This is a genomic window from Mycobacterium sp. PTI7, assembly GCF_056679845.1.
On record NZ_CM155252.1, the window covers coordinates 5,361,258 to 5,382,164 of the forward strand.

A 20,907-nucleotide genomic window follows, 5' to 3' on the forward strand; every position below is an offset into this window, starting at 1 on the left:
CTTAGATGTCGATGGTGCAGTCGCCGGATGCGGTCGAGATGCAGGTTTGGATTCGGTCGCCTTCGCCGTGCTCGTTACCCGATCGGATGTCGCGGACGTAGCCGGATTCCAAGGGCAGAACACAGGATTGACAGATGCCCATGCGGCATCCGAAGGGCATTTGGATGCCGGCATCCTCGCCGGCCTGGAGCAGTGATGTCGCGCCGTCCACCTCGACGGTCTTGTCGGACTTCTTGAACAGGACCGTGCCGCCCTCGCCGCCCTTGTCGGTGCGGGCGATGGTGAAGCGCTCGAGGTGCAGGCTGTCTCGGACGCCGGCCTCGGTCCAGGCGTTCTCGGCGGCGTCGAGCATCTCCGACGGTCCGCACGCCCAGGCGGACCGCGTGGCCCAGTCGCCCACGACCTCGTCGAGTTCGGCGAAGTCGATCTTGCCCATCTCCGCGGTGAGCTGCAGGTGCAGCCGGTAGTTGGGCTGATCCTCCTCGAGCGTGCGCAGCTCGTCGTAGAAGATGACGTCCTCGGCGGCCCGGGCACTGTGGATGTGCACGATGTTCGGCGTCTCCCCGCGCGCCTTGAGCGAACGCAGCATCGCCATGATGGGGGTGATGCCGCTACCCGCCGTGATGAACAGCAGGGTGCTGGGCGCCGGGTCGGGTAGCGCGAAGTCGCCCTTCGGGGCGGCGAGCCGGACGACGGTGCCCGGCTGTACCCCGTTCACGAGGTGGGTGGACAGGAACCCCTCGGGGGTGGCCTTCACGGTGATCGAGAGGTTCTTGCCGTCGACGCGCGGCACCGACGTCAGCGAATACGAACGCCAGTGCCACTTGCCGTCGACCCGCAGGCCGATGCCGAGGTACTGACCGGGTAGGTAGTTGCCGGAGAAGCCCCACCCGGGCTTGATGACGACCGTCGCCGAATCCTCGGTCTCGCGCTGGACGTCCACGACGACGCCCCGTAGTTCACGCGCGCTCCAGAGCGGATTGATCAGCTTCAGGTAGTCGTCGGGGAGCAGGGGCGTGGTCGCTCTGGCGGCCAGCCCCCTCAACACGTTCACCTTCGGCGTCGTCGCCACCTCGACGTCACGCGCCGGGGCCTCACTCCAGCGGGTCAAGCCACGCAGTCTGCTGCCCATGTACCGCCACCTTCCATTGACACGCCGTCGCGTCGTTGACTCCAGAGTGCCCCAAGTCACATCACCCGACACCTAGTTGCGCAGAACATTCCCGACCAATGTTTTCGCAGGTGAGAACCCTCGCGTCGGCGTCGTCGACCAGGCCCTTCGGCACCGTCCGGAACCCCGTTCCGGGGCCCGGCGTTGGCGTGGTGACCCGACGCCACAGCAGGGAGTGCCACATGACCGTTCTCGACTCGCCCATCCCGCGCTTCCACCTCGCGATGCCGGTGGACGACCTGGCGGCCGCGCGCCGGTTCTACGGCGAGGTGCTGGGCCTGCGCGAAGGTCGCAGCGCCGACACCTGGGTCGACTGGGATCTCGCCGGACACCAGTTCGTCACGCACCTCGCACCCGGCCGGGTGGGGCCCGTCCACAATCCCGTCGACGGTCACGACGTCCCGGTGCCGCACTTCGGACTGATCCTGACCGTGCCGAGGTTTCATGATCTCGCCGATCGGCTACGCACCGCGGATGTCGACTTCGTCATCGAGCCATACGTGCGATTCGAGGGCCGGCCGGGTGAGCAGTGGACCATGTTCCTGTTGGACCCCGCAGGCAACGCGTTGGAGTTCAAGGCCTTCGCCGACGACTCGGAGGTGTTCGCATCATGAGTAGGCGCATCGTCATCGCCGGCGGGCACGGCAAGATCGCCCTGCTGCTCGAACGGATGCTCGCCGACCGCGGCGATTCGGTGGCCGGACTCGTCCGCAACCCGGAGCACGCCGACGATCTGGCGGCCGCGGGCGCGGAGGCGGTGGTCATCGACCTGGAGAACACGTCGGTGGCCGACCTCGTCGGCACGCTGGACGGCGCGGACGCGGTCGTCTTCGCCGCCGGGGCGGGCCCGGGCAGCGGTGTGGACCGCAAGCAGACGGTCGACCGCGATGCGGCGATCCTGCTGGCCGACGCCGCCGTCGCCGCAGGCGTCCGGCGCTACGTCATGGTGTCGGCGATCGGCGCCGACGAGAAGACCGACGGTCAGGACGAGGTGTTCGCCGCGTACCTGGAGGCCAAGTCGGCCGCCGACGCGAACGTCCGCGAGCGCAGTGAACTGGTCACGACGATCGTGCGTCCGGGTGGGCTGACCGACGACCCCGGCACGGGCCGAGTGACCGTCGGGACGACGACCGGACGGGGCAGCATTCCGCGGGCGGACGTCGCGGCGGTGCTGGCGGAGCTACTTCGGGGCGACGACGCGGCGGAGGTCACCTTCGAACTCGTCGGCGGTGACACCCCGATCGCCGAGGCCGTCTCGGGCCTGACGACTTAGGTCGGGTCAGGCGGTGTGAGCGGGTGTCGCAGGATGCCTGCGGCGGCCGCGCAGGAGGTGGGCGAGCCAGCGAACGTCGAGCAACATGTCGTGATCCCTTCCGGCTAAGCGGACTTGGTGAGAACGGGCAGGAGGCGGCGGCGCTCGTCGGCGACGTCCGAGAAGTGGTGCAGCGCTTCGGGAACCGAGTGCGCGACGGGCAGGGTCGGGTCCTGGGCGTGGACGCGCAGGATGTGCGTCAGCGCCTCACCCGCGACCAGCGACCATTCGACGCCGGCGTCGTAGCAGGCGTCGTCGATCGCGTCGAGCAGTGCGATGCTGGCCTTGGCGAACGAGTCGACGCCGGTGAGGTCGAGCACGAACGACTTCTCGGGGATGATGCAGTGCCGCGCCTGATCTCCGAGGCAGTCGACGTTGTCCTGGTCGACCACGCCGGTGACCGTCATGACGGACGCGAGCTGCTTGCACAGGGTGTGCACTTCGGCACCCTTGCAGTCGATGGTCGGATTGCCGTACCGGAACGGGGATTTCGAAGCCGGCAGCCGGGTGGTGATACCCATGTGCGGTCTCCCTTCGATACTTGGTCGAGGGCGGCTGTACTGCTGCGTACGTGCCCGGTGTCCTCGACGTAGTACCGAAGTTATGCGGCGAACATAAGGTACTGGGGAGTCAGCCCTAAACAGTTGCTAAGACTCTGGCCGTCAAGTTCGGCCCTGCGGACCGGAGTACTTCTCCCACGGCGAGTAGTCGGCGATGAGGTCCTCCTGCGGCGGGCGCTGATCGTCCGGGACGTGCTGCAGATTGATCCGGATCCGGTACCAGATGGAACTCGGTCCCCGCATGCCGTCGACGAGGACGTCGACGGGCTCCAGACGGTCGGCCGCCGCGGGGTGCCGGGCCTTCCACGTGTCGAGTGCCGCGAGGGCCTCGTCCTTGGTCTTGGTGCGCGCGATCTCGATGAGCGGCATCGTCGAGGTGCGCCCACCGGCGCCGTTGGCCCGCCGCGCACCCCGGGGCGCCTTCTCGGCGGGGCCCAGTTCCTTGGCGCGTTCGAGCAGCGCGTCCAGCCCGCCGGGGAAGTCGTCCATGCCCTCCCACGGATCGCCCAGGTCGGCGTAGCGGGCCGGCACCGTCGCCACCGTGAAGGCCTCCGGGCGGCAACCCGGCACCTCCTCCCACGTCAGCGGCGTCGACACCCGCGCGTCGGGACGGGACCGCACGGAGTAGGCGGACGCGATCGTGCGGTCCTTCGCGTTCTGGTTGAAGTCGACGAAGACGCCCTCGCGTTCCTCCTTCCACCAGCGGCTGGTCGCCAGGTCCGGGGCGCGGAGCTCGACCTCGCGGGCGATGGTCTCCGCGGCCAGCCGGACCTGCTTGTAGGGCCACCGCGGCTCGATCCGCGCGTACACGTGGAATCCCTTCGATCCGGACGTCTTGGGCCACGCGGTCAGGCCGTGGTCGGCGAGGACGTCCCGGGCCACCAGCGCCACGTCGACGATCTGCTGCCACTCGACGCCCGGCATCGGATCGAGGTCGACGCGCAGCTCGTCGGGATGCTCGAGGTCCTCGGCCTGCACCGGGTGGGGGTTGAGGTCGACGCAGCCGAGGTTCACGGCCCACACCAGCCCCGCCGTCTCGCGCAGCACCGCCTCCTTGGCCGACGTCCCGGACGCGTACTTCAGTTCGGCGACCTCGATCCAGTCCGGCCGGTTCTCGGGCGCCCGCTTCTGGAAGACGGCCTCCTCGGTGATCCCCTTGACGAAGCGCTTGAGGATCATCGGCCTGCCCCTGACCCCGCGCAGGGCACCGTCCGCGACGGCGAGGTAGTACTCGATCAGGTCGAGCTTCGTCACCCCCGCGTCGGGGAAGACGATCTTGTCCGGGTTGGTGACTTTCAGCGTGCGCCCGCCGACCTCCAGAGACAGCGAACTCGCCATGTCGTCGATCGTAGTTGTGAGCGGTCTCAGTTCGGGGCCGGAAGCCGACACGTGTCACATAGGGTGGTCGACATGATCGACCTCACTGACCTGCCCGCGAAGGCTCAGCAGTACCTGGAGCGCGGGGCAGCCGAACTGCACTACGCCCGCAAGATGTTCGAGGCGGGCGCCCTCAAGATCGAGGCGCCGCAGAACATGGCCGGGATGTTGACCGACATCCGCAAGTGGGGCGAGTTCGGCATGATCCCCGCGCTCAACGCCCGCCGGACGCCGCACCGCACCGCCATCATCGACGACGACGGCCAGCTCACCTTCAAGGAACTGGACGAGGCGATCAACGCCGTTGCGCACGGCTTGCGGGGCCTCGGCGTCCAGGGCGGCGACGGGGTGGCGCTGCTGATCCGCAACCACCGGTGGTTCCCGATCGCGTTCTACGGCGCGGCTCGCGTCGGCGCACGCATCATCCTGCTCAACAGCGAGTTCTCCGGGCCGCAGATCAAGGAGGTGTCCGAACGCGAGGGCGCCAAGCTGATCATCCACGACGACGAGTACACGAAGGCGTGTTCGGCCGCGGACCCGGAGCTGGGCAAGCTGCGCGCGCTGCCCACCAACCCGGACAACTCCGACCCCTCGGAGAGCACTGACGAGACGCTCGCCGAGCTGATCGCCCGCAACGAGAACACCCCGCCGCCCAAGAGCGACAAGCACGCCAAGATCATCATCCTGACCAGCGGCACCACCGGCACGCCGAAGGGCGCCAACCGGAGCACCCCGCCGTCGCTCGCGCCGATCGGTGGCGTGCTGTCGCACGTGCCGTTCAAGGCCGGTGAGGTCACGTCGCTGCCCGCGCCGATGTTCCACGCGCTCGGACTGCTGCACTCGACGATCGCCTCGATGCTCGGCTGCACGCTGGTGCTGCGCCGGAAGTTCAAGCCCGCCACGGTGCTGGCCGACATCGAGAAGCACCGCGTGACAGCCATGGTCGTGGTGCCGGTGATGCTGTCGCGCATCCTCGACGAGCTGGAGAAGACGAACCCCAAGCCGAACCTGTCGAGCCTGCGGATCGTGTTCGTGTCGGGCTCGCAGCTCGGCGGCGAGCTGGCCAACCGGGCGCTCAAGGACCTGGGCCCGGTGATCTACAACCTCTACGGGTCCACCGAGATCGCGTTCGCGACCATCGCGCGCCCGAAGGACCTGGCGATCAACCCGTCGACGGTCGGCCCCGTCGTGAAGGGCGTGCGCGTCAAGTTGTTCGACGACGACGGCAACGAGGTCCCCAAGGGCGAGGTGGGCCGGATCTTCGTCGGCAACACCTTCCCCTTCGAGGGCTACACGGGCGGCGGGCACAAGCAGATCATCGACGGTCTCATGTCGTCCGGTGACGTCGGCTACTTCGACGAGAACGACCTGCTCTACGTCAGCGGCCGCGACGACGAGATGATCGTCTGCGGCGGCGAGAACGTCTTCCCCGCCGAGGTCGAGGACCTGATCAGCGGACACCCCGAGGTGGTCGAGGCCACCGCGCTCGGCGTGGAGGACGAGGAGTGGGGCCACCGCCTGCGCGCCTTCGTCGTCAAGACCGAGGGCGCCGGCGTCGACGAGGACGCGATCAAGGCCTACGTCAAGGAGAACCTGGCGCGCTACAAGGTGCCGCGCGAGGTCATCTTCATCGACGAACTGCCGCGCAACCCGACGGGCAAGATCCTCAAGCGCGAACTGGCCAAGCACGAGGTCGGCGGGCAGACGGCCGACATCGATGGGGAGCCTGCGAAGCCCGAGTCGGAATAGTTCCGCTGCCACGGTGGTAGACACCACCGTGAAGGACCTCTCGGGCAAGACCGCACTCGTCACCGGATCGACTCAGGGCATCGGGTATGCCATCGCCGAGGGGCTGGCGGGCAGCGGCGCGCGCGTCGTGGTGAACGGCCGGTCGGCCGAGAAGGTCGACGCCGCAGCCGCGCGTCTGCGGGAGGCGACCGGGGCCGACGTCGTCGGTGCGGCGGTCGACGTCAGCAGCGCGGAGGGCGTCGACCAGCTGCTGGGCGAGGTGCCGCACGTCGACGTCCTGGTCAACAACCTCGGCATCTTCGGCGCGACCCCGGCGGGGGAGATCACCGACGAGCAGTGGCGGACGTACTTCGACGTCAACGTCCTCGCCGCGGTCCGGCTGATCCGTACCTACCTGCCCGGCATGGTCGAGCGCGGGTGGGGCCGGGCCATCCAGATCGCCAGCGATTCCGCGATCGTCACGCCCGTGGAGATGATCCACTACGGCGTCTCGAAGACCGCGCTGCTCGCGGTGTCGCGCGGCTTCGCGAAGGACGCCGCAGGCACGGGCGTCACCGTCAACTCCGTGATCGCCGGGCCGACGCACACCGCCGGCGTCGAGGACTTCGTCTACGAGCTGGTCGACAAGGAACTCCCGTGGGACGAGGCCCAGCGCGAGTTCATGCGCGTCCACCGCCCACAGTCGTTGCTGCAGAGGCTGATCGAGCCAGTCGAGATCGCGAACATGGTGACCTACCTGGCGTCGCCGCTGTCGTCGGCGACCACCGGCGGCGCGCTACGGGTCGACGGCGGTTACGTCGACTCGATCCTGCCCTGAGCCTTCTTGCGAGTCGTGGAGTATTTCCGGCGGTGAGCGCCGGAAATACTCCACAACCGGCTCGTCAGCTGGTGGCGCCTGCCCCCTGCAGCTGGGCCAGGAAGCCGTGGCAGCGCTTCGCCCGCTCGGCGTCCTGGCTCATGACGTCCTCGAAGAACGACGCGACGTCGTCGAGGCCGGCGTTGCGGGCGTCGCGCACGTACTGCCCGTAGTCGTGACCCGCCTTCAGCGAGTGGTACTGCACGGAGATGACGTCGAAACTGACGTCGTCGAATCCGGTTTCACCGCTTGGCATGATGCTCCTCCTCTGGCGCGGATGTGGGTGGACGACGCTGCCGGTACCCGAGGGGGAAGCACCCAAACGACGGTCACGACCCGCGCCGAGTGTGACTCTGGCGACGCGAAACTCGCGTGTTCCGTCGTCAGAGTCACACTCGGCGTCAATGGTCGGGGCTCAGTACTCGATCGCCTCGATCAGCGGGCCGGGCTCGTCCATGAGCGCCCAGAACCGGTCGCGGATCGCCACCGTCATCGGCCCGGGCTCGCCGGCGCCGATCGGTTCGCCGTCGAGGGAGTTGATCGGGGTGACGCCGCCGGCGGTGGTGACGGCCATGATCTCGTCGGCGTCGTACAGTTCGCGGCTGGAGACGTCGCGCAGCGTCGCCTCGATGCCCATCGCGTCGGCGATCTCGAACACCGTCTTGCGGGTGATGCCGGGCAATGCATTTCGCGACGGCGATGCCAGCACGCCGTCCTTGACGATGCAGACGTTGAAGCCGGGTCCCTCGGCGACGAAGCCGTCGGAGTCCAGCAGGATCGCGGTGCGGGCGCCGCGGTCCTTGGCCTCGAAGCTGGCCGCCGTCAGGTCGCCCCACTGGTAGTTCTTGATGGTCGGGTCGACGGTGTTGCGGCCGGCGCGACGCACGTGGCGCGGCACGATCGCCGTGGTGCCGAAGATCTGCTCGGCGGGCGGGAACGCCCACAGGTAGGGGATCGCGTAGATATACACCTGATGGGTCAGCTTGGTCAGGTCCTTCTCGCCCTTGCGCTTTCCGTACCCGCGCGTGACGGTGAGGTTCACGAACGACTCGCGCAGCTGTGACATCGCGATGCAGCGCTTGGTGATGTCGGCCAGTTCGTCCTTGGTGATGTCCGGCTCCAGGCGCAGCTTGCGCGCACCGTCGAGCAGCCTGTCCAGATGGTCGTCGAGTCGAAAGACGTTGCCGTGCCACACGTGCGCGACGGTGTAGGTCAGGTCGGAATGGCCGAAGCCGGTGTCGAAGATCGAGATCTTCGCGTCCTCGGCGGGCATGTACTCGCCCTCGATCCAGGCGACGCCGCCCGCGAAGGGGCTGGTGGTGTCGAGTTCATAGTCGCTGTACTGGATCACCGAGCCCGGGGGAGTGTCCTCCCGGATGGCGCCCGGTTCCACGGCGACGAGGTTGCTGGTGCCGAGATGTGTTGTGGTCATGCTGATTCCCTTCGGAGTGAGTCGAGGTCAGGAGAGGTGGGTCTTGGCATAGTCGGGTCCCGCCTCGCCGGTCGCGAGGCGCTTGCGCAGGCCCGTCGCGGCCCAGAGTCCGGCGAGGACGACGAGCCCGAGGAACACCCACTTGTTGCCGGCGAACTGCGGCAGCAGGATCAGCGCGGCGCAGACGAGGCTGAACACGATCAGCCCGAACACGTAGATCGGCATGCGGGCGCGGCCCAGGTCGAACGTGCCCGGTTCGGCGGTCGGGATGGTGCCCCGGCGGTGACCGATGATCAGCGCGATGGTCTGCAGGACGTAGGTGGCGAACACCGCCAGGGCCGACAGGCCGAGGATCAGGAAGAAGGCCTTCTCGCTGACCAGCGCCAGGAGCAGCAGCGCGGTGGACAGTCCGAACAGTCCGAGCACCGCGTAGGTCGGGGTGCGGTTGGTGGTGGAGACGTGTCGCCACACGTGGGAGAACGGCAGCATGTTGTCGCGGGCCATCGAATAGGTCAGCCGCGTGGCCACCAGGATGTTGGCCAGGATGCAGGCCATGACGTTGGTGAGTGCGACGGCCACGACGATCTTCGTGACGACCGGGCCCACCTGCTGGGTGATGATCTCCTCGATGGGGGCCGCGCCGTTGGCCTCGACGGCCGCGGCGTCCTTGATGGCCAGCACGTAGACGACGTACATCAGGAACTCGATGACGATCGATGCGGTCAGCGCGTAGAACATGGTGCGCGGGATGACGTGTCGGGCGTCCTTGGTCTCCTCTGCGACGTCGGCGCTGGCTTCCACGCCGATCAATCCGAAGAACGGTCCGAGCGACGCCGCCAGCCACGCGACGATGTACGGGGTGGCGCCGTCGGACGTGCCGCCGGTGAAGAGCACCGAGAACGACTGGTGGTTCTCGGGGGCGGAGAACGCGACGACGGCGACGAGGATCGTCGCGCCGATGGTGATGACGAACTCGAGGCTGACGCCGATGTTGTTGACCATCGTCGCGAACCGCACGCCGTAGAGGTTGACCAGCATGCAGACGGCCATGACGCCGATCGCGACGAGGATCTGGACGGTCTGGGACATGTCCCAGCCGAACAGTCCGCCGAGATAGCCGGACAGGATGAAGCCGACGCCGGTCATGCCGCAGACCCATCCGGCGAGTGCCATGACGCCGGTGAACCAGGCGAGCGTCGAGCCGTGGATGCGGCTGGTCCACTGGTAGGCGTAGCCGGCGAGCGGGATCTTCGCCGTGAGGTCGGCGGCGATCACGACCCAGACGAGGAAGACGGCGGCGGCCAGCAGCAGCGTCCAGACGAACGGCGCGCCCGCGGTGAAGTAGCCGGCGCCGAAGCCGGTGAACACCGCCGTGGTGGCGCTGATCGTGGCGAAGCCGATCGCGAACGACGCGAGTCGGCCGACCGAGCGGTCGAGTTTCTGTTCGTAGCCGAACTCGGTGAGGCGCTGGTCCTCGTCGTTGACGGGCGGTGGTTGATGAGTGGTGGAGGCTAGGGCATCGGTCATGATCACTCCAGGTCAGGGCTTCGGGTCTACACCTAGGAACAGGTAATCGTCCGCAGCCGTCCACCGGAAGTTCATTGTTTTGATCTGCTCATAACGAGCGGTTATCAATCAGGTTCGACAGTCGGTGTCTCGCCGAAGCTCCAGTGCGTCTGCACGTGCCTGACCAGCGCGTCCGCCTGTGGCGACAGCCCGGACGGCTTCCACGCCAGCGCCGTGTAACTCGGCGGCCGATCCGTTATCGGGACGTAAACGATGCCGGGTCGCTCGTAGAAGCGGGCCACCGAGGACGACGTGAAGCTGATGCCGAGTCCGCGCGCGATCGACGTGGTCTCCGCCTCGTACGTCGCCGCGACCGCCGCGATCGTCGGCGGTCGGGTGCCCCGCACGTCCATCGCGAGCCAGTAGTCGCGCCACGGACCGGCCGTCAGCGGCGCGCACACGATGGGGTCGTCGAGCAGTTCGGCGATCGCCACCTCGCTGCGCTCGGCGAGCCGGTGGTCGCGCGGCAGGCACGCCACCCACGACTCGGCGTCGAGCATCAGCATGCGGTGCTCGGGCAGGTCGACGGGCGGTCGGATGATCGCGACCGCGGTGCTGCCGTCGGCCAGGCCCGCGGTGGGATCGGCGAAGTCGTACTCGATCGGTTCGACGGTGACGTCGGGGTAGGCCGCCTCGAAGTGCCGCACCAGGCGGAAGAGCAGGTCTGCTCCGGTGCCGATCAGGTATCCGAGCCGGAGCACGCCGTGCCGGGTGCCGGAGAGCGTGACGAGGTTGTCGACGACGGCATCCACGCCGCCGAGCGCCTGCTGCACCTGCGGGAGCCACGCCGCCCCGAGGTCGGTCAGCGCGACCTCGCGGGTGCTACGGGTGAAGAGCACCACCTCGAAGGCGTGCTCGAGCTGTTTGATCGCCGTCGACAGCGCGGGCTGGGTGATGAACAGCCGCTCGGCGGCGCGGCGATAGTTCAGTTCCTCGCCGAGAACGGCGAAGTATCGGAGCTGGCGCAGGGTGACGGCCGACCCGGGATTGCTCGTGGGTCACCTCCTGCCGGCCGACGTCAGACGAATTCTGCACCAGCGTCGCGCGATGCGTGCGGCAACGACGCGTCGGCAGAACTCGCGTCAGGCGGCGTCGATGAACCGGCTGCGCACCCCGGGCGGCGGGATCGGGCAGGTGTCGTACTGGCCGCCGATGCGGTAGCGGACCGTGGCGAAGCGCGCGTACGCCCAGTCGCGCAGCGGGCGCGGGATCGCATGGGCCGCCAGCGTCAGCCGCCACGGGCCGCCGAGGTACTCCGCGACGCGGAACATCGCCGCCGACTGGACGTCGACCCTCTCGCCGGGCAGCCCCGGATCGGTGACGAAGACGACGGAGTCGACGTCCCGGAGCTCCGGGTGCCGCGCGGTCACGTCACGGGCGAACTCGCTGTCGAGCGCCGCGAAGCGGAGTGTGCCCCGCCGGTCGAACCGGAGGATGGTGCGGACACCGCGGTTGCACACCCCGCACACGCCGTCGTAGAGCAGGACGGGAGCGATCGACGTCATGTCGTTGTCCTTCCCCGTGCGGGGGTGTGCCAACCGGCGACCGGTCCATGAAGTCTTCGAACGGGCGGTGGTGATGTCTACTTACGCGATCTTCATCACGGACACGGTGCCGTCGTCGAAGTTACCCACGTAGAGGAATTCACCGTTGGTGCTGATCGCCATTCCGCGGGGGTTCCTTCCCACGTTGACCACCGAGATGAGCCGTCTGACCGTGGTGTCGATCACCGCGACGCTGTTCCACTCCGACTGGGCGACGTACAGCCGGGTGCCATCCGAGTTGAGGATCGGGTTCCACGGGGTCAGACCATTCAGTTCGATCTTCGACACCGCTCCGGACGCGACATCGATGACCGAAACCCGCGCTCGCGCAGACGATCCTGCGGACGCGACGCCGTCGTCCACGGTGTAGAGCGTCTTGCCGTCCGGGCTGACGACGACGAACTTGAAGGCGTCGCCGACGACGATGGTCTTGGCTAACGACCCGGTTGCGCCGTCGATCTGCAGGACATTTCCGCTTCTCTCGTCGACCAGGTAGATGTAGGCGCCGTCCGGGGAGACGCAGAGTGCGCCAGCTGAAACGTTGGGGAGTCGAATCGACCGTACGATGGCGTTCGTGGCGGTGTCGATCACCGTGACGGTCTCCGCGGAACCTCCCACATTCGCCACGTAGGCGAACGTGCCGTTCGGGTCGGTCTCGACGTAGGTCGTGGCTCTTGGTGTCGCGATCAATCCGATGGGCGTCCGCGAGGCGGTGTCGAAGACCTGGACCGCCCGGTCGCGCCAGGTCAAGTACGCCGAACGGCCATCTCGGCTGAACTCGACGTCGAAGATGCCGTGGTCGAGCTGCGCACCGAAGTTCGTCACGGTGCGGTCGGGATCGACGAAGGACACGTACAAATCCGGGCTGGTGACCCAAAGGCTACCGTCGATGGGGTTGACCTCGACGCTCTGCGGGTGGTCGGGAACGGAGATCGTGTCGACGATCGTGTACAGCTCTGGGGGCGCTACCCGGAACACGAGCACGTGATCGGTGAGCAGGCTGTTGACATAGACGTACTCGCCGTCAGGGCTGGCCGCGACATCGTAGGTGTCGCGTTCCCCGAGCGAGATGACTCGGACGACCTCGCCGGTCGCCACGTCGATGATCGTGAGCGAACCCAGGGAGCCGGCCACGTACACGACGCTTCCGTCCGGGCTCACTGCAGTACTGACGGGAGCGAGTTCGACTGCCACCGTGGCGATGACCGAGTGGTAGGTGCCGCTTCCGGGATCGGTGTCGATCACCGAAACCGTGCCCGGGCTCATTCCGTCGTTGTGGTTTGGGACGTACGCGCGGCGACCGTCGGGCGTGATGGCAATGCCGTAGTAGGGCTCTGGCCCTACCGGGATGGTGCGGGCGACCGTGTTCGTGGCGGTGTCGATGACGGTGACGGTGTCGCTCTCCTGGCCCGTGACGTAGACACGACTGCCGTCGGGTGTGACTGCGACACCGGTGGGCCTGCCCCCGAAGGACACCTTCGTGACGATGGACTGATTGAACGTGTTGATGACCGTGATGCCCGCACTCGTCGCCACGTAGAGACGAGTCCCGCTGGGCGACAATGCGATCTCGCCACCTGGGCGGTCGTCGATCCGTACCTGACCCACCCTCGCGCGGTCCGCGGTCCGAATCATGTCGACCACGTAGGGCCCGGTGGCTGGGGCGTGCAGAACGTAGAGCAGTTCGCCGTCCGGACTCACCGCCAGCGCCCATGGACCGGGAAGGGAGGAAAAGGTGGTCGTCTCGTGCGCCGCTGGGTCCCAGGAAGTGATGGTCTGGTCACCTTTATTGGAGACGTACACCGTGCCGCCGGGTGCGACGGCGAGCAGCGAGGGCCCGTCACCGGTCGGAATGCGACCGTAGGGCAGCAGTGAGCCGGCAGCGGTGGGCACCATGGATCGACCGTAATGCCCAGTGGTCGCAGGTTCGCGGTGATGATCAAATCGACGGACGACGGCGCCCGGCGTGCAGGCGCCGTCAGAACGCGAGGAGGGACCCCTACGGATCGCGTGGGAGGCCGAGCAGGCGTTCGGCGATGATGTTGAGCTGCACCTCGGACGTGCCGCCGTAGATGGTGGTGGCGCGCCCGGCGAGCAGGTACTCCGCCCACTTGCCGGACAGCTCGCCCTGGTCGCCGATCGCGGCGTCGGTGCCGAACGACGACACCCCGAACTCCGCGTACCCCTGGCCGGTCTTCATCGACAGCAACTTGCTGATCGCGGCCGCGGGCATGGGATCACCGCCCGCCAGCGTGAGCAGCGTCGAGCGCATGTTGAGCAGTTTCGCGGCGTGGCCCTCGGCGATCAGCTTGCCCGCGTCGTGCTGCTCGATCTGGTCGAAGTGCCCGTCGCGCACGAACTCCACGAACTGCTCGAGGCTCGCGAGGAACGGAGGCTCGCTGCTGCCGATCGACACGCGCTCGTTGGTCAGCGTGTTGCGGCTGACCTCCCAGCCGCGGTCGACCTCGCCCAGCACCATCTCGTCGGGCACGAACACGTCGTCGATGAACACGGTGTTGAACATCGCGTTGCCGGTGAGTTCGCGCAGCGGCTTCACCTCGACGCCCTCGGACTTCATGTCGAGCAGGAAGTACGTGATGCCACCGTGTTTCGGCGCCGACGGATTGGTGCGCGCGAGCAGCGCGCCCCACTGCGAGAACTGCGCACCGGTGGTCCAGATCTTCTGGCCGGTGATGCGCCACCCGCCGTCGACCTTCGTGGCCTTCGTCGTCAGGCTGGCCAGGTCGGAGCCGGCGCCGGGCTCGGAGAACAGCTGGCACCAGATCATTTCGCCGCGGAAGGTCGGCGGCAGGAACTGCTGCTGCTGGTCGTCGGTGCCGTAGGCCACGATCGACGGGATGATCCAGGCGGCGATGCCCATCTGCGGGCGCTTCACCAATCCGCCGGCGAACTCCTGCGCGATGATGATCTGCTCGATCGGTGCGGCGGCCCGGCCCCACGGCTTCGGCAGGTGCGGCTGCACCCAGCCGCCCTCGGCGATCGCCGTGGTGCGCTCCTCGCGCGACATCGCCTTCAGCGCATCGACTTCCGTGCGGATCTCCTCGCGGAGCTTCTCGGTATCGGGGTCCAGGTCGATGTTGATCGGACGCATCCCGGTGGCCGTCGCGACGTCCACGACCTGCTGCGGGTAGTCCGCGGCCCGGCCGAAGCACGCCGCGAGCACGATGGCGCGCCGGTAGTACACGTTGGTGTCGTGCTCCCAGGTGAAGCCGATGCCGCCGTGCACCTGGATGCAGTCCTGCGCGGTGTGCTGTGCGGCGGCCGGGGCGAGGGTGGCGGCGACGGCGGCGGCGAACTCGTAGTTCGTGTCGTCACCGGTCTCGTCGATCGCACGCGCCGCATCCCACACGGCCGCCGTCGCCCGCTCGGTCTCGGCGATCATGTTGGCGCACTTGTGCTTGATGGCCTGGAACTGGCCGATCGGGCGGCCGAACTGCTCCCGGATCTTGGCGTACTCGGCGGCGGTGTCGGTGGCCCAGCGCGCCACGCCGATGCACTCGGCGGACAGCAGCGTCGACATGAGGGCGCGGGCCCGGGTGCGGCTCAGGTTGGACAGCACGCGGGCGTCGTCGACCTCGACCGCGTTGGCGCGCACGTGCGCCAGCGGGCGCAGCGGGTCGACGCTGGCGACCGGTTCGATCTCGACCTGGTCGGCGTCGAGGACCACCCATGCCTCGTCGCCGTCGATCGCGACGGGCAGCACCAGCAGCGAGGCCTGTGCGGCGGCGGGCACGGCGCGGACCTCGCCGCGGATGACCAGGCCGGCGCCCTGCCGGGTCGCGGTCAGGCTGGAGTCGATGGCGTACGCGGCGATCACCTCGCCGGACGCCAGACCCTCGAGCCGCTTGTCGTTGGCGTCGTTGGCTGAGATCAGCGCGCTGGCGATCGCGGACGGGACGAACGGGCCGGGCACCGCGCCGTAGCCGAACTCGGCAAGGACGATGGCCAGCTCGAGGATGCCGAAGCCCTGACCGCCGACGTCCTCGGACAGGTGCACGCCCTGCAAGCCCTGCTCGGACGCGCCCTTCCAGAAGGACGGCGGGTTGGCGATCGGAGTCTCCAGCGCCTCGTGCAGCACCTCGGAGGGGGCCACGCGCTGGACGAACGAGCGCACCGAGTCGGCCAGGTCGGTGTGTTCGGACAGGATCGCGATGGGCATGCGGGTCTCCTCTGATCAACCGGTCGGTTGGGACCGACGTTACCCAATGCACCGGGAGGCGCGTCAAGCACGTCGTTCACCAGGTTCACCAGGTGGGCTGGACCCCGTTGACCACGTTCGCCAGTTCGCGGCCGTCGCGCAGCCGCTCGCAGTTGTCGACGGCCTCCGCGAGATACCGCCGCATGGTGTCGGCGGTGTACCAGGTGACGTGCGGCGTGACGACCACGTTGTCGAGCGCCAGCAGGGGATTGTCGGCCGGCACGGGCTCCTCCCCGAACACGTCGAGGCCGGCGGCCGCCAGGCGTCCGTCCCGCAGTGCGTCGGCCAGCGCGTGCTCGTCGACGATGGGCCCGCGCGAGGTGTTGACCAGCACGGCGTCGGTCCGCACGGTGGCGAGCGCGTCCGCGCCGATGAGCCCTCGGGTGGCGTCGGTCAACGGCAGGTGCAGGGAAACGACGTCGCTCTCGGCGAGCAGGTCGGGTAGCGGCCGCCAGCCGTGGTGGCCGTCGTCCCCGGTGCTGGTGTGGAGCACGGTCGCGCCCATCGCCGACACGATGGTCTCGACCCGCTTGGCGACGTTGCCGTACCCGACCAGCCCGACCGTGCAGCCGCCGATGTCGCGCACCGTGTCGCCGAGCGTCGGATCCGACGGCCAGCCCTCGCCGGCACGGGTGGCCCGGTCGAGCGCGACGAGCCTGCGCAGGGCGGCGAGCATCAGCAGCACGGTGCCCTCGGCGACCGAGGGCGCGTTGGCGCCGGGCATGTTCGCCACCGCGATGCCCCGCCGGGTGGCGGCGTCGACGTCGATGGTGTTGACGCCGGCGCCGAGCTTGTGGATGAGCCTGCACTTCCCGGCGCCGTCGACGTCGACCCCCGAGAGCGGCCGGAGCACGTGCCAGACGACGTCGGCCTCGGGCAGCTCGCGGTGGAACGCGGCGTCGTCGCTCTCGGCGCAGAACCTGACGTCGAGCCAGGCGGAATGCGGTGTCAGGAGCGATGGGACCTTGTCGCCCGGCACGAAGTGGGCCAGCACTCGGATGGTCACGGCACCAACCGTACGTCCGGCGCCGTCACCGCCATCGCTTGGCGATCCACTTCGCGATCAGGTCGGCCTGCTCGCTGCGCGCGCCGGGGGTGGTGAAGTAGTGGTCGGAGTCGATGGCGCAGAGCGTCTTGTCCGTACTTCCCAGTGAGTCGTGGATGCGTCGGGCGTCGGAGGGGAAGACGCCGGTGTCCTGTTCGGCGTTGATCACCAGCGCTGGGCTGTCGATGCGAACCAGGTGCGGTTCGGCGCTGGTCTGTGCGTGCCGCAGGCTCCACATGCCCAGCCAGTTCCGCAGCGTGCAGGCCGCGGCGATGCCGCGTGCCGATCGGTTGGCTCGCGCGGGATCCCCTGCATAGCAGGTGTTTCCGGGCCGCTTCGTCGGCTCGATGGTGGGATCGACCATCCGCGGGTCCGCCCAGGTGCGGTGCACGGAGAATGCACGGTCCGAGAACCCCGCCGCCCGAACGCGGACCAGTTCGCGCTCGACCCAGTCGGTGATGGCGTGATTGCGGGCGACCTGCGCTGCGCGGTAGCGCTCGAGGAACCCGTCCGGGTACGGCGGGCCGTTGCGGCGGTCGAACAGGTCGAGGTCGGGATCGGTGGCCACCGGGTCGGACTCGTCGGTCACGGCACCGTCCATCCACGCCGTCAGCACCTGGGGCCTGCCGGGGTGGGCGGCACTGGCGACGTACCCGTCGGCCGCGTCGAGTTCGCCGAGGCCCGGTGCCGGACGCATGCCCTCGGCGGGCGAGACGTGCGGGTCGACGGCCTGCGCCTGGTAGGCGGCCATCAGTGAGCCACCGCCCGAATTGCCCAGCAGCACCACGGCTTCGATGTTCTGGACCTCGCGCAGCCAGCGCACGCCGACGCCGATGTCGACGAGAGCGTGGTCCAGCAGGAAGCTGCTCTCGAAGCCGCGGAACCTGGTGTTCCAGCCCAGGAACCCGACGCCGCGGGTCGCCATGTAGTCGGCGAGATAGTGCTCGGAGAAGTCGACCTGATAGTGCGTGGCGATCATGGCCACCTTGGGCTTACGGCCGACGCCGCGGTAGTACACGCCCTGGCAGGGATGGCCGCCGGACCCGGCGCGCCGCGCCGATGGCGAGTCGACGCCGATGAATTCACGCGTCACGCCCGGGGTTTGGTCGGAAGTTCTGCTCATGGGGTCGACTCCCGGTGATGGTGCCCGCACCCGAACGCCATCCGTCGGCGCGGAGCCGGCGAGCACCCACGAGATGTGACCGCCATGGCGTCCTCGAATCCTGGTCCGGGGTGTCCGTGATGATGTTAGGTTCGCACATTGATCTTGACCAGACCCCGGAGTCGAGAAACGCGTGGCGATCCCGCCGGATGACGAGGATCCGGAGCGTCGCGCGGGTGGCGCGTGCGCATTGTCGCCCTCTAGTGCCCCGACGGTCGCACCGTCGAAATGGCCTGCAAGATAGACGACTTGACCGTGAGCAGCCGCCCGGCGGCGCACCCCGACGTCTCAGTTGTCGTCGTACAGGCGGGGCTGGCTGATCTCGTCGAGGACGGCGGCCAACTGGTCGACCAGCTCGTCGGGGGAGAGGTCGACGTCACCGGCCAGCCAGGCGCTGATGGTCTGGCCCACGCCGCCGACCGCGAAGTGCGCGGTGGCCATCCCGCGGCGGGTGGTGTGGTCCCCGCCGACCTTGAGCGCGACGCCGATCTCCCGGCCGTACAGCGTGGCCAGCAACACCCCCGACTCGGCGCGCTTGGCGTTGACGACGGCGTTCGAGAGTCGGGCATTGAACAGCAGTCGTCCGACCCGCGGGTCCGAGGCCACGGTGTGCACGATGTTGGCCATGCCCGCGCTGTTCTGCTCGGCCTGCGGCGCCGAGGCGACCGCGGCCTGCGTGGTCGTGGCGAGTTCGGCGATGACGCTGTCGAACACCGCACCCACGAACTGGTCCTTGTCGGTGAAGGTCTCGTAGAAGTAGCGCGCCGCGAGGCCCGCGCCGCGGCAGACCGCCCGCACCGTCAGTTCGGGCGGCGGACCCGCCGAGGTCCCCCCGAGCAGGTCGAGGCCGGCCTCGACGAACCGCCGTCGACGGTCGGCGAGGCGCTGCGCGGCATCCACGCCGCGATACGGCCGCACCTGCGCCCTGGTCTCCGCCACGAGCACCATCTTGACACCCGTCGACTGTGGCTGCAATATCAGGAAACACTCGTTCTCACATTTGGACCGAAGGGGCGACCGATGACGGTCAACGACAGTCACGTCGAGCGGGCGATCAGCGCCCCCGCCAGGTCGACGGCGCGGCGACGGCGCGGTGCGCACTTCGACGACGGGCTGATGGGCGTCGCGCTGCTCGCCGGGCCGGCGAACGTGATCATGCAGCTGGCCCGCCCGGGCGTCGGCTACGGCGTGTACGAGAGCCGCGTCGAGAGCGGCCGCGTCGACCTGCACCCGATCAAGCGGGCGCGCACCACGTTCACGTACCTCGCCGTCGCGACCAAGGGATCGGACGCGCAGAAGAAGGCGTTTCGGCGGGCCGTCAACGGCGCACACGCGCAGGTCTACTCGACCGACGAGAGCCCCGTGAAGTACCACGCCTTCGACAAGGACCTGCAGCTGTGGGTCGCGGCATGCCTCTACAAGGGCGGCGTCGACGTGTATCGACTGTTCGTCGGCGAACTCGACGACGAGACCGCCGATCAGCACTACGTCGACGGCGCGAATCTCGGCACCACGCTGCAGGTTCCGCAGGAGATGTGGCCGGCCGACCGCGCCGCGTTCGACGACTACTGGCAGCGGTCGCTCGACGAGGTACACATCGACGACACCTTGCGCGACTACCTCTATCCGATCGCGGCCAACCGCATCCGGGGCGTTCGGCTACCGGGACCGATCCAGCGCCGGCTGGAGGCGTTCGCCTTGCTGATCACGACCGGGTTCCTGCCGCAGCGGTTCCGCGACGAGATGCGCCTGCCGTGGGACGACGAGCGCCAGCGCGCGTTCGACCGCGTGATCGCGGTGCTGCGCACGGTCAACCACGCGCTGCCGAGCGTCGTCCGCCAGTTCCCGTTCAACGTCCTGCTGAAGGACCTGGACCGGCGCGTCAGGACGGGGCGCCCGTTGATCTGAGGTGTGCGTCCGCGAGCCGGAACGGACCCATCGGACTGTCAGAATCCGGGCGTAGCCTCGGGCCGATGCGACCCCACGGAGACGAGCGGGACACCTGGGACATCACCACGAGCGTCGGCTCGACGGCACTGTTCGTCGCCGCTGCACGTGCACTCGAGGCGCAGAAGGACGATCCGCTCGCCGTCGATCCCTTCGCCGAGGTGTTCTGCCGGGCGGTGGGCGGTCCGTGGGCCGAGGTGCTCGACGACACCGGGTCGGGCGACGGGCCGACTGCGGGCGCACTGCGGCTCCGATCGACCTTCGGCGACCACTTCGTGTCGTTCCAGGGCGCGCGTACCCGCTACTTCGACGCGTACTTCGCCCACGCCGCCGAGGCGGGCGTCGACCAGATCGTTCTGCTCGCCGCCGGTCTCGACTCGCGGGCCTACCGGCTGCCCTGGCCCGACGGCACCCGGGTCTTCGAACTCGACCAGCCCCAGGTGCTCGACTTCAAGAGGGAGGTCCTCACCCGCCACGGCGCCGAACCGCGTGCCGAGCGCGTCGAGGTGCCGATCGACCTGCGCGACGACTGGCCCGCCGCACTGCGCGACGCGGGCTTCGACCCCGCCCGGCCGTCGGCCTGGATCGCGGAGGGACTGCTGATCTACCTGCCGGCGGATGCCCAGGAGCAATTGTTCAGGGGTATCGACGAAATGGCTCATCCGGGCAGTTGGGTCGCCGTCGAGGAGGGGCGGCCGATGCCGGCGGAGGTCTTCCTGGCAAAGCAGCAGGAGGAGCGCGACGCAGGTGCGGAGGGGTCGTTCTTCACCCTGGTCTACAACGAGCAACACGCCCCCGCGGAGGAGTGGTTCGGGGCCCGCGGGTGGAGCGCGGAAGCCACGGCCCTCCCTGCGTATCTCGATCAACTGGGCAGATCCGTCCCGCCCGACGATCCCGACGCGGGTCCGATGGTCGCCTCGACGAGCCTGGTGACCGCCACCAAGGAGTGACCGCGGTCACCATCGGC

Annotated in this window: 19 protein-coding genes; 6 read left to right on the forward strand and 13 right to left on the reverse strand. The window is 68.6% G+C overall.

Annotated elements, in window-relative coordinates:
- Window position 1 precedes the first annotated feature (1 nt).
- A complete protein-coding gene (locus AC1MEY_RS25790; RefSeq protein WP_480228180.1) occupies window positions 2-1,132 on the reverse strand; it encodes a ferredoxin reductase in 1,131 nt (376 codons plus the stop codon).
- A gap of 221 nt (window positions 1,133-1,353) precedes the next feature.
- Between AC1MEY_RS25790 and AC1MEY_RS25795 the strand changes: the two genes are divergently transcribed.
- Entirely contained in the window at window positions 1,354-1,785 is a 432-nt protein-coding gene (locus AC1MEY_RS25795) for a VOC family protein (protein ID WP_480228181.1), read from the forward strand.
- Entirely contained in the window at window positions 1,782-2,444 is a 663-nt protein-coding gene (locus tag AC1MEY_RS25800) for an SDR family oxidoreductase (RefSeq protein ID WP_480228182.1), read from the forward strand. Before AC1MEY_RS25795 ends, AC1MEY_RS25800 begins: the two co-directional genes overlap by 4 nt.
- A gap of 104 nt (window positions 2,445-2,548) precedes the next feature.
- Here the strand turns inward: AC1MEY_RS25800 and AC1MEY_RS25805 are convergent, their stop codons facing one another.
- Together AC1MEY_RS25805 and ligD are read right to left on the reverse strand one after the other, a co-directional pair.
- Window positions 2,549-3,004, reverse strand: coding sequence for an STAS domain-containing protein (locus AC1MEY_RS25805; protein WP_480228183.1), 456 nt, complete (start codon window positions 3,002-3,004; stop codon window positions 2,549-2,551).
- 141 nt (window positions 3,005-3,145) lie between these two features.
- Window positions 3,146-4,381 carry a non-homologous end-joining DNA ligase gene (ligD, locus tag AC1MEY_RS25810; RefSeq protein ID WP_480228184.1) on the reverse strand — a complete coding sequence of 412 codons (1,236 nt, stop codon included), beginning with the start codon at window positions 4,379-4,381 and terminating at the stop codon, window positions 3,146-3,148.
- Window positions 4,382-4,453: 72 nt separating this feature from the next.
- On the opposite strand from ligD, the gene fadD2 reads away from it, so the two are divergent.
- Window positions 4,454-6,169 carry a long-chain-fatty-acid--CoA ligase FadD2 gene (fadD2, locus tag AC1MEY_RS25815; RefSeq protein ID WP_480228185.1) on the forward strand — a complete coding sequence of 572 codons (1,716 nt, stop codon included), beginning with the start codon at window positions 4,454-4,456 and terminating at the stop codon, window positions 6,167-6,169.
- Between the two features lie 13 nt (window positions 6,170-6,182).
- Window positions 6,183-6,986 carry an SDR family NAD(P)-dependent oxidoreductase gene (locus AC1MEY_RS25820; protein ID WP_480228186.1) on the forward strand — a complete coding sequence of 268 codons (804 nt, stop codon included), beginning with the start codon at window positions 6,183-6,185 and terminating at the stop codon, window positions 6,984-6,986.
- Window positions 6,987-7,050: 64 nt separating this feature from the next.
- On the opposite strand, the gene AC1MEY_RS25825 is transcribed toward AC1MEY_RS25820, so the two are convergent.
- The 10 genes from AC1MEY_RS25825 to AC1MEY_RS25870 form a co-directional block, all read right to left on the reverse strand.
- Window positions 7,051-7,281: an acyl carrier protein gene (locus AC1MEY_RS25825; RefSeq protein ID WP_480228187.1), complete on the reverse strand. Its 231-nt coding sequence runs from the start codon at window positions 7,279-7,281 to the stop codon at window positions 7,051-7,053.
- 159 nt (window positions 7,282-7,440) lie between these two features.
- Window positions 7,441-8,457 (reverse strand): aminotransferase class IV, encoded by a 1,017-nt coding sequence (locus AC1MEY_RS25830; protein ID WP_480228188.1) that lies wholly within the window; start codon window positions 8,455-8,457, stop codon window positions 7,441-7,443.
- A gap of 27 nt (window positions 8,458-8,484) precedes the next feature.
- Window positions 8,485-9,984, reverse strand: a complete 1,500-nt coding sequence (locus AC1MEY_RS25835; RefSeq protein ID WP_480228189.1) for an APC family permease — start codon at window positions 9,982-9,984, stop codon at window positions 8,485-8,487.
- Between the two features lie 104 nt (window positions 9,985-10,088).
- On the reverse strand, window positions 10,089-10,991 hold the full coding sequence (locus AC1MEY_RS25840) for a LysR family transcriptional regulator (RefSeq protein ID WP_480231675.1): 903 nt from the start codon (window positions 10,989-10,991) through the stop codon (window positions 10,089-10,091).
- A gap of 114 nt (window positions 10,992-11,105) precedes the next feature.
- The gene (locus tag AC1MEY_RS25845) at window positions 11,106-11,528 is read right to left on the reverse strand and encodes a thiol-disulfide oxidoreductase DCC family protein (RefSeq protein WP_480228190.1); all 423 of its coding nucleotides are present in this window, start codon (window positions 11,526-11,528) and stop codon (window positions 11,106-11,108) included.
- A gap of 81 nt (window positions 11,529-11,609) precedes the next feature.
- Entirely contained in the window at window positions 11,610-13,463 is a 1,854-nt protein-coding gene (locus AC1MEY_RS25850) for an outer membrane protein assembly factor BamB family protein (RefSeq protein ID WP_480228191.1), read from the reverse strand.
- A gap of 103 nt (window positions 13,464-13,566) precedes the next feature.
- The gene (locus tag AC1MEY_RS25855) at window positions 13,567-15,747 is read right to left on the reverse strand and encodes an acyl-CoA dehydrogenase family protein (protein ID WP_480228192.1); all 2,181 of its coding nucleotides are present in this window, start codon (window positions 15,745-15,747) and stop codon (window positions 13,567-13,569) included.
- Between the two features lie 85 nt (window positions 15,748-15,832).
- Window positions 15,833-16,786, reverse strand: a complete 954-nt coding sequence (locus AC1MEY_RS25860) for a 2-hydroxyacid dehydrogenase (protein ID WP_480231676.1) — start codon at window positions 16,784-16,786, stop codon at window positions 15,833-15,835.
- A gap of 31 nt (window positions 16,787-16,817) precedes the next feature.
- Window positions 16,818-17,954, reverse strand: coding sequence for an alpha/beta hydrolase (locus AC1MEY_RS25865; protein ID WP_480228193.1), 1,137 nt, complete (start codon window positions 17,952-17,954; stop codon window positions 16,818-16,820).
- A 327-nt stretch (window positions 17,955-18,281) separates the two neighbouring features.
- Entirely contained in the window at window positions 18,282-18,941 is a 660-nt protein-coding gene (locus AC1MEY_RS25870) for a TetR/AcrR family transcriptional regulator (RefSeq protein ID WP_480228194.1), read from the reverse strand.
- A gap of 72 nt (window positions 18,942-19,013) precedes the next feature.
- Here AC1MEY_RS25870 and AC1MEY_RS25875 point away from each other — a divergent pair, with 72 nt between their 5' ends.
- Together AC1MEY_RS25875 and AC1MEY_RS25880 are read left to right on the forward strand one after the other, a co-directional pair.
- Window positions 19,014-19,901 carry an oxygenase MpaB family protein gene (locus AC1MEY_RS25875; RefSeq protein WP_480228195.1) on the forward strand — a complete coding sequence of 296 codons (888 nt, stop codon included), beginning with the start codon at window positions 19,014-19,016 and terminating at the stop codon, window positions 19,899-19,901.
- 65 nt (window positions 19,902-19,966) lie between these two features.
- A complete protein-coding gene (locus AC1MEY_RS25880; protein WP_480228196.1) occupies window positions 19,967-20,890 on the forward strand; it encodes a class I SAM-dependent methyltransferase in 924 nt (307 codons plus the stop codon).
- The last annotated feature ends 17 nt before the right edge of the window (window positions 20,891-20,907 follow it).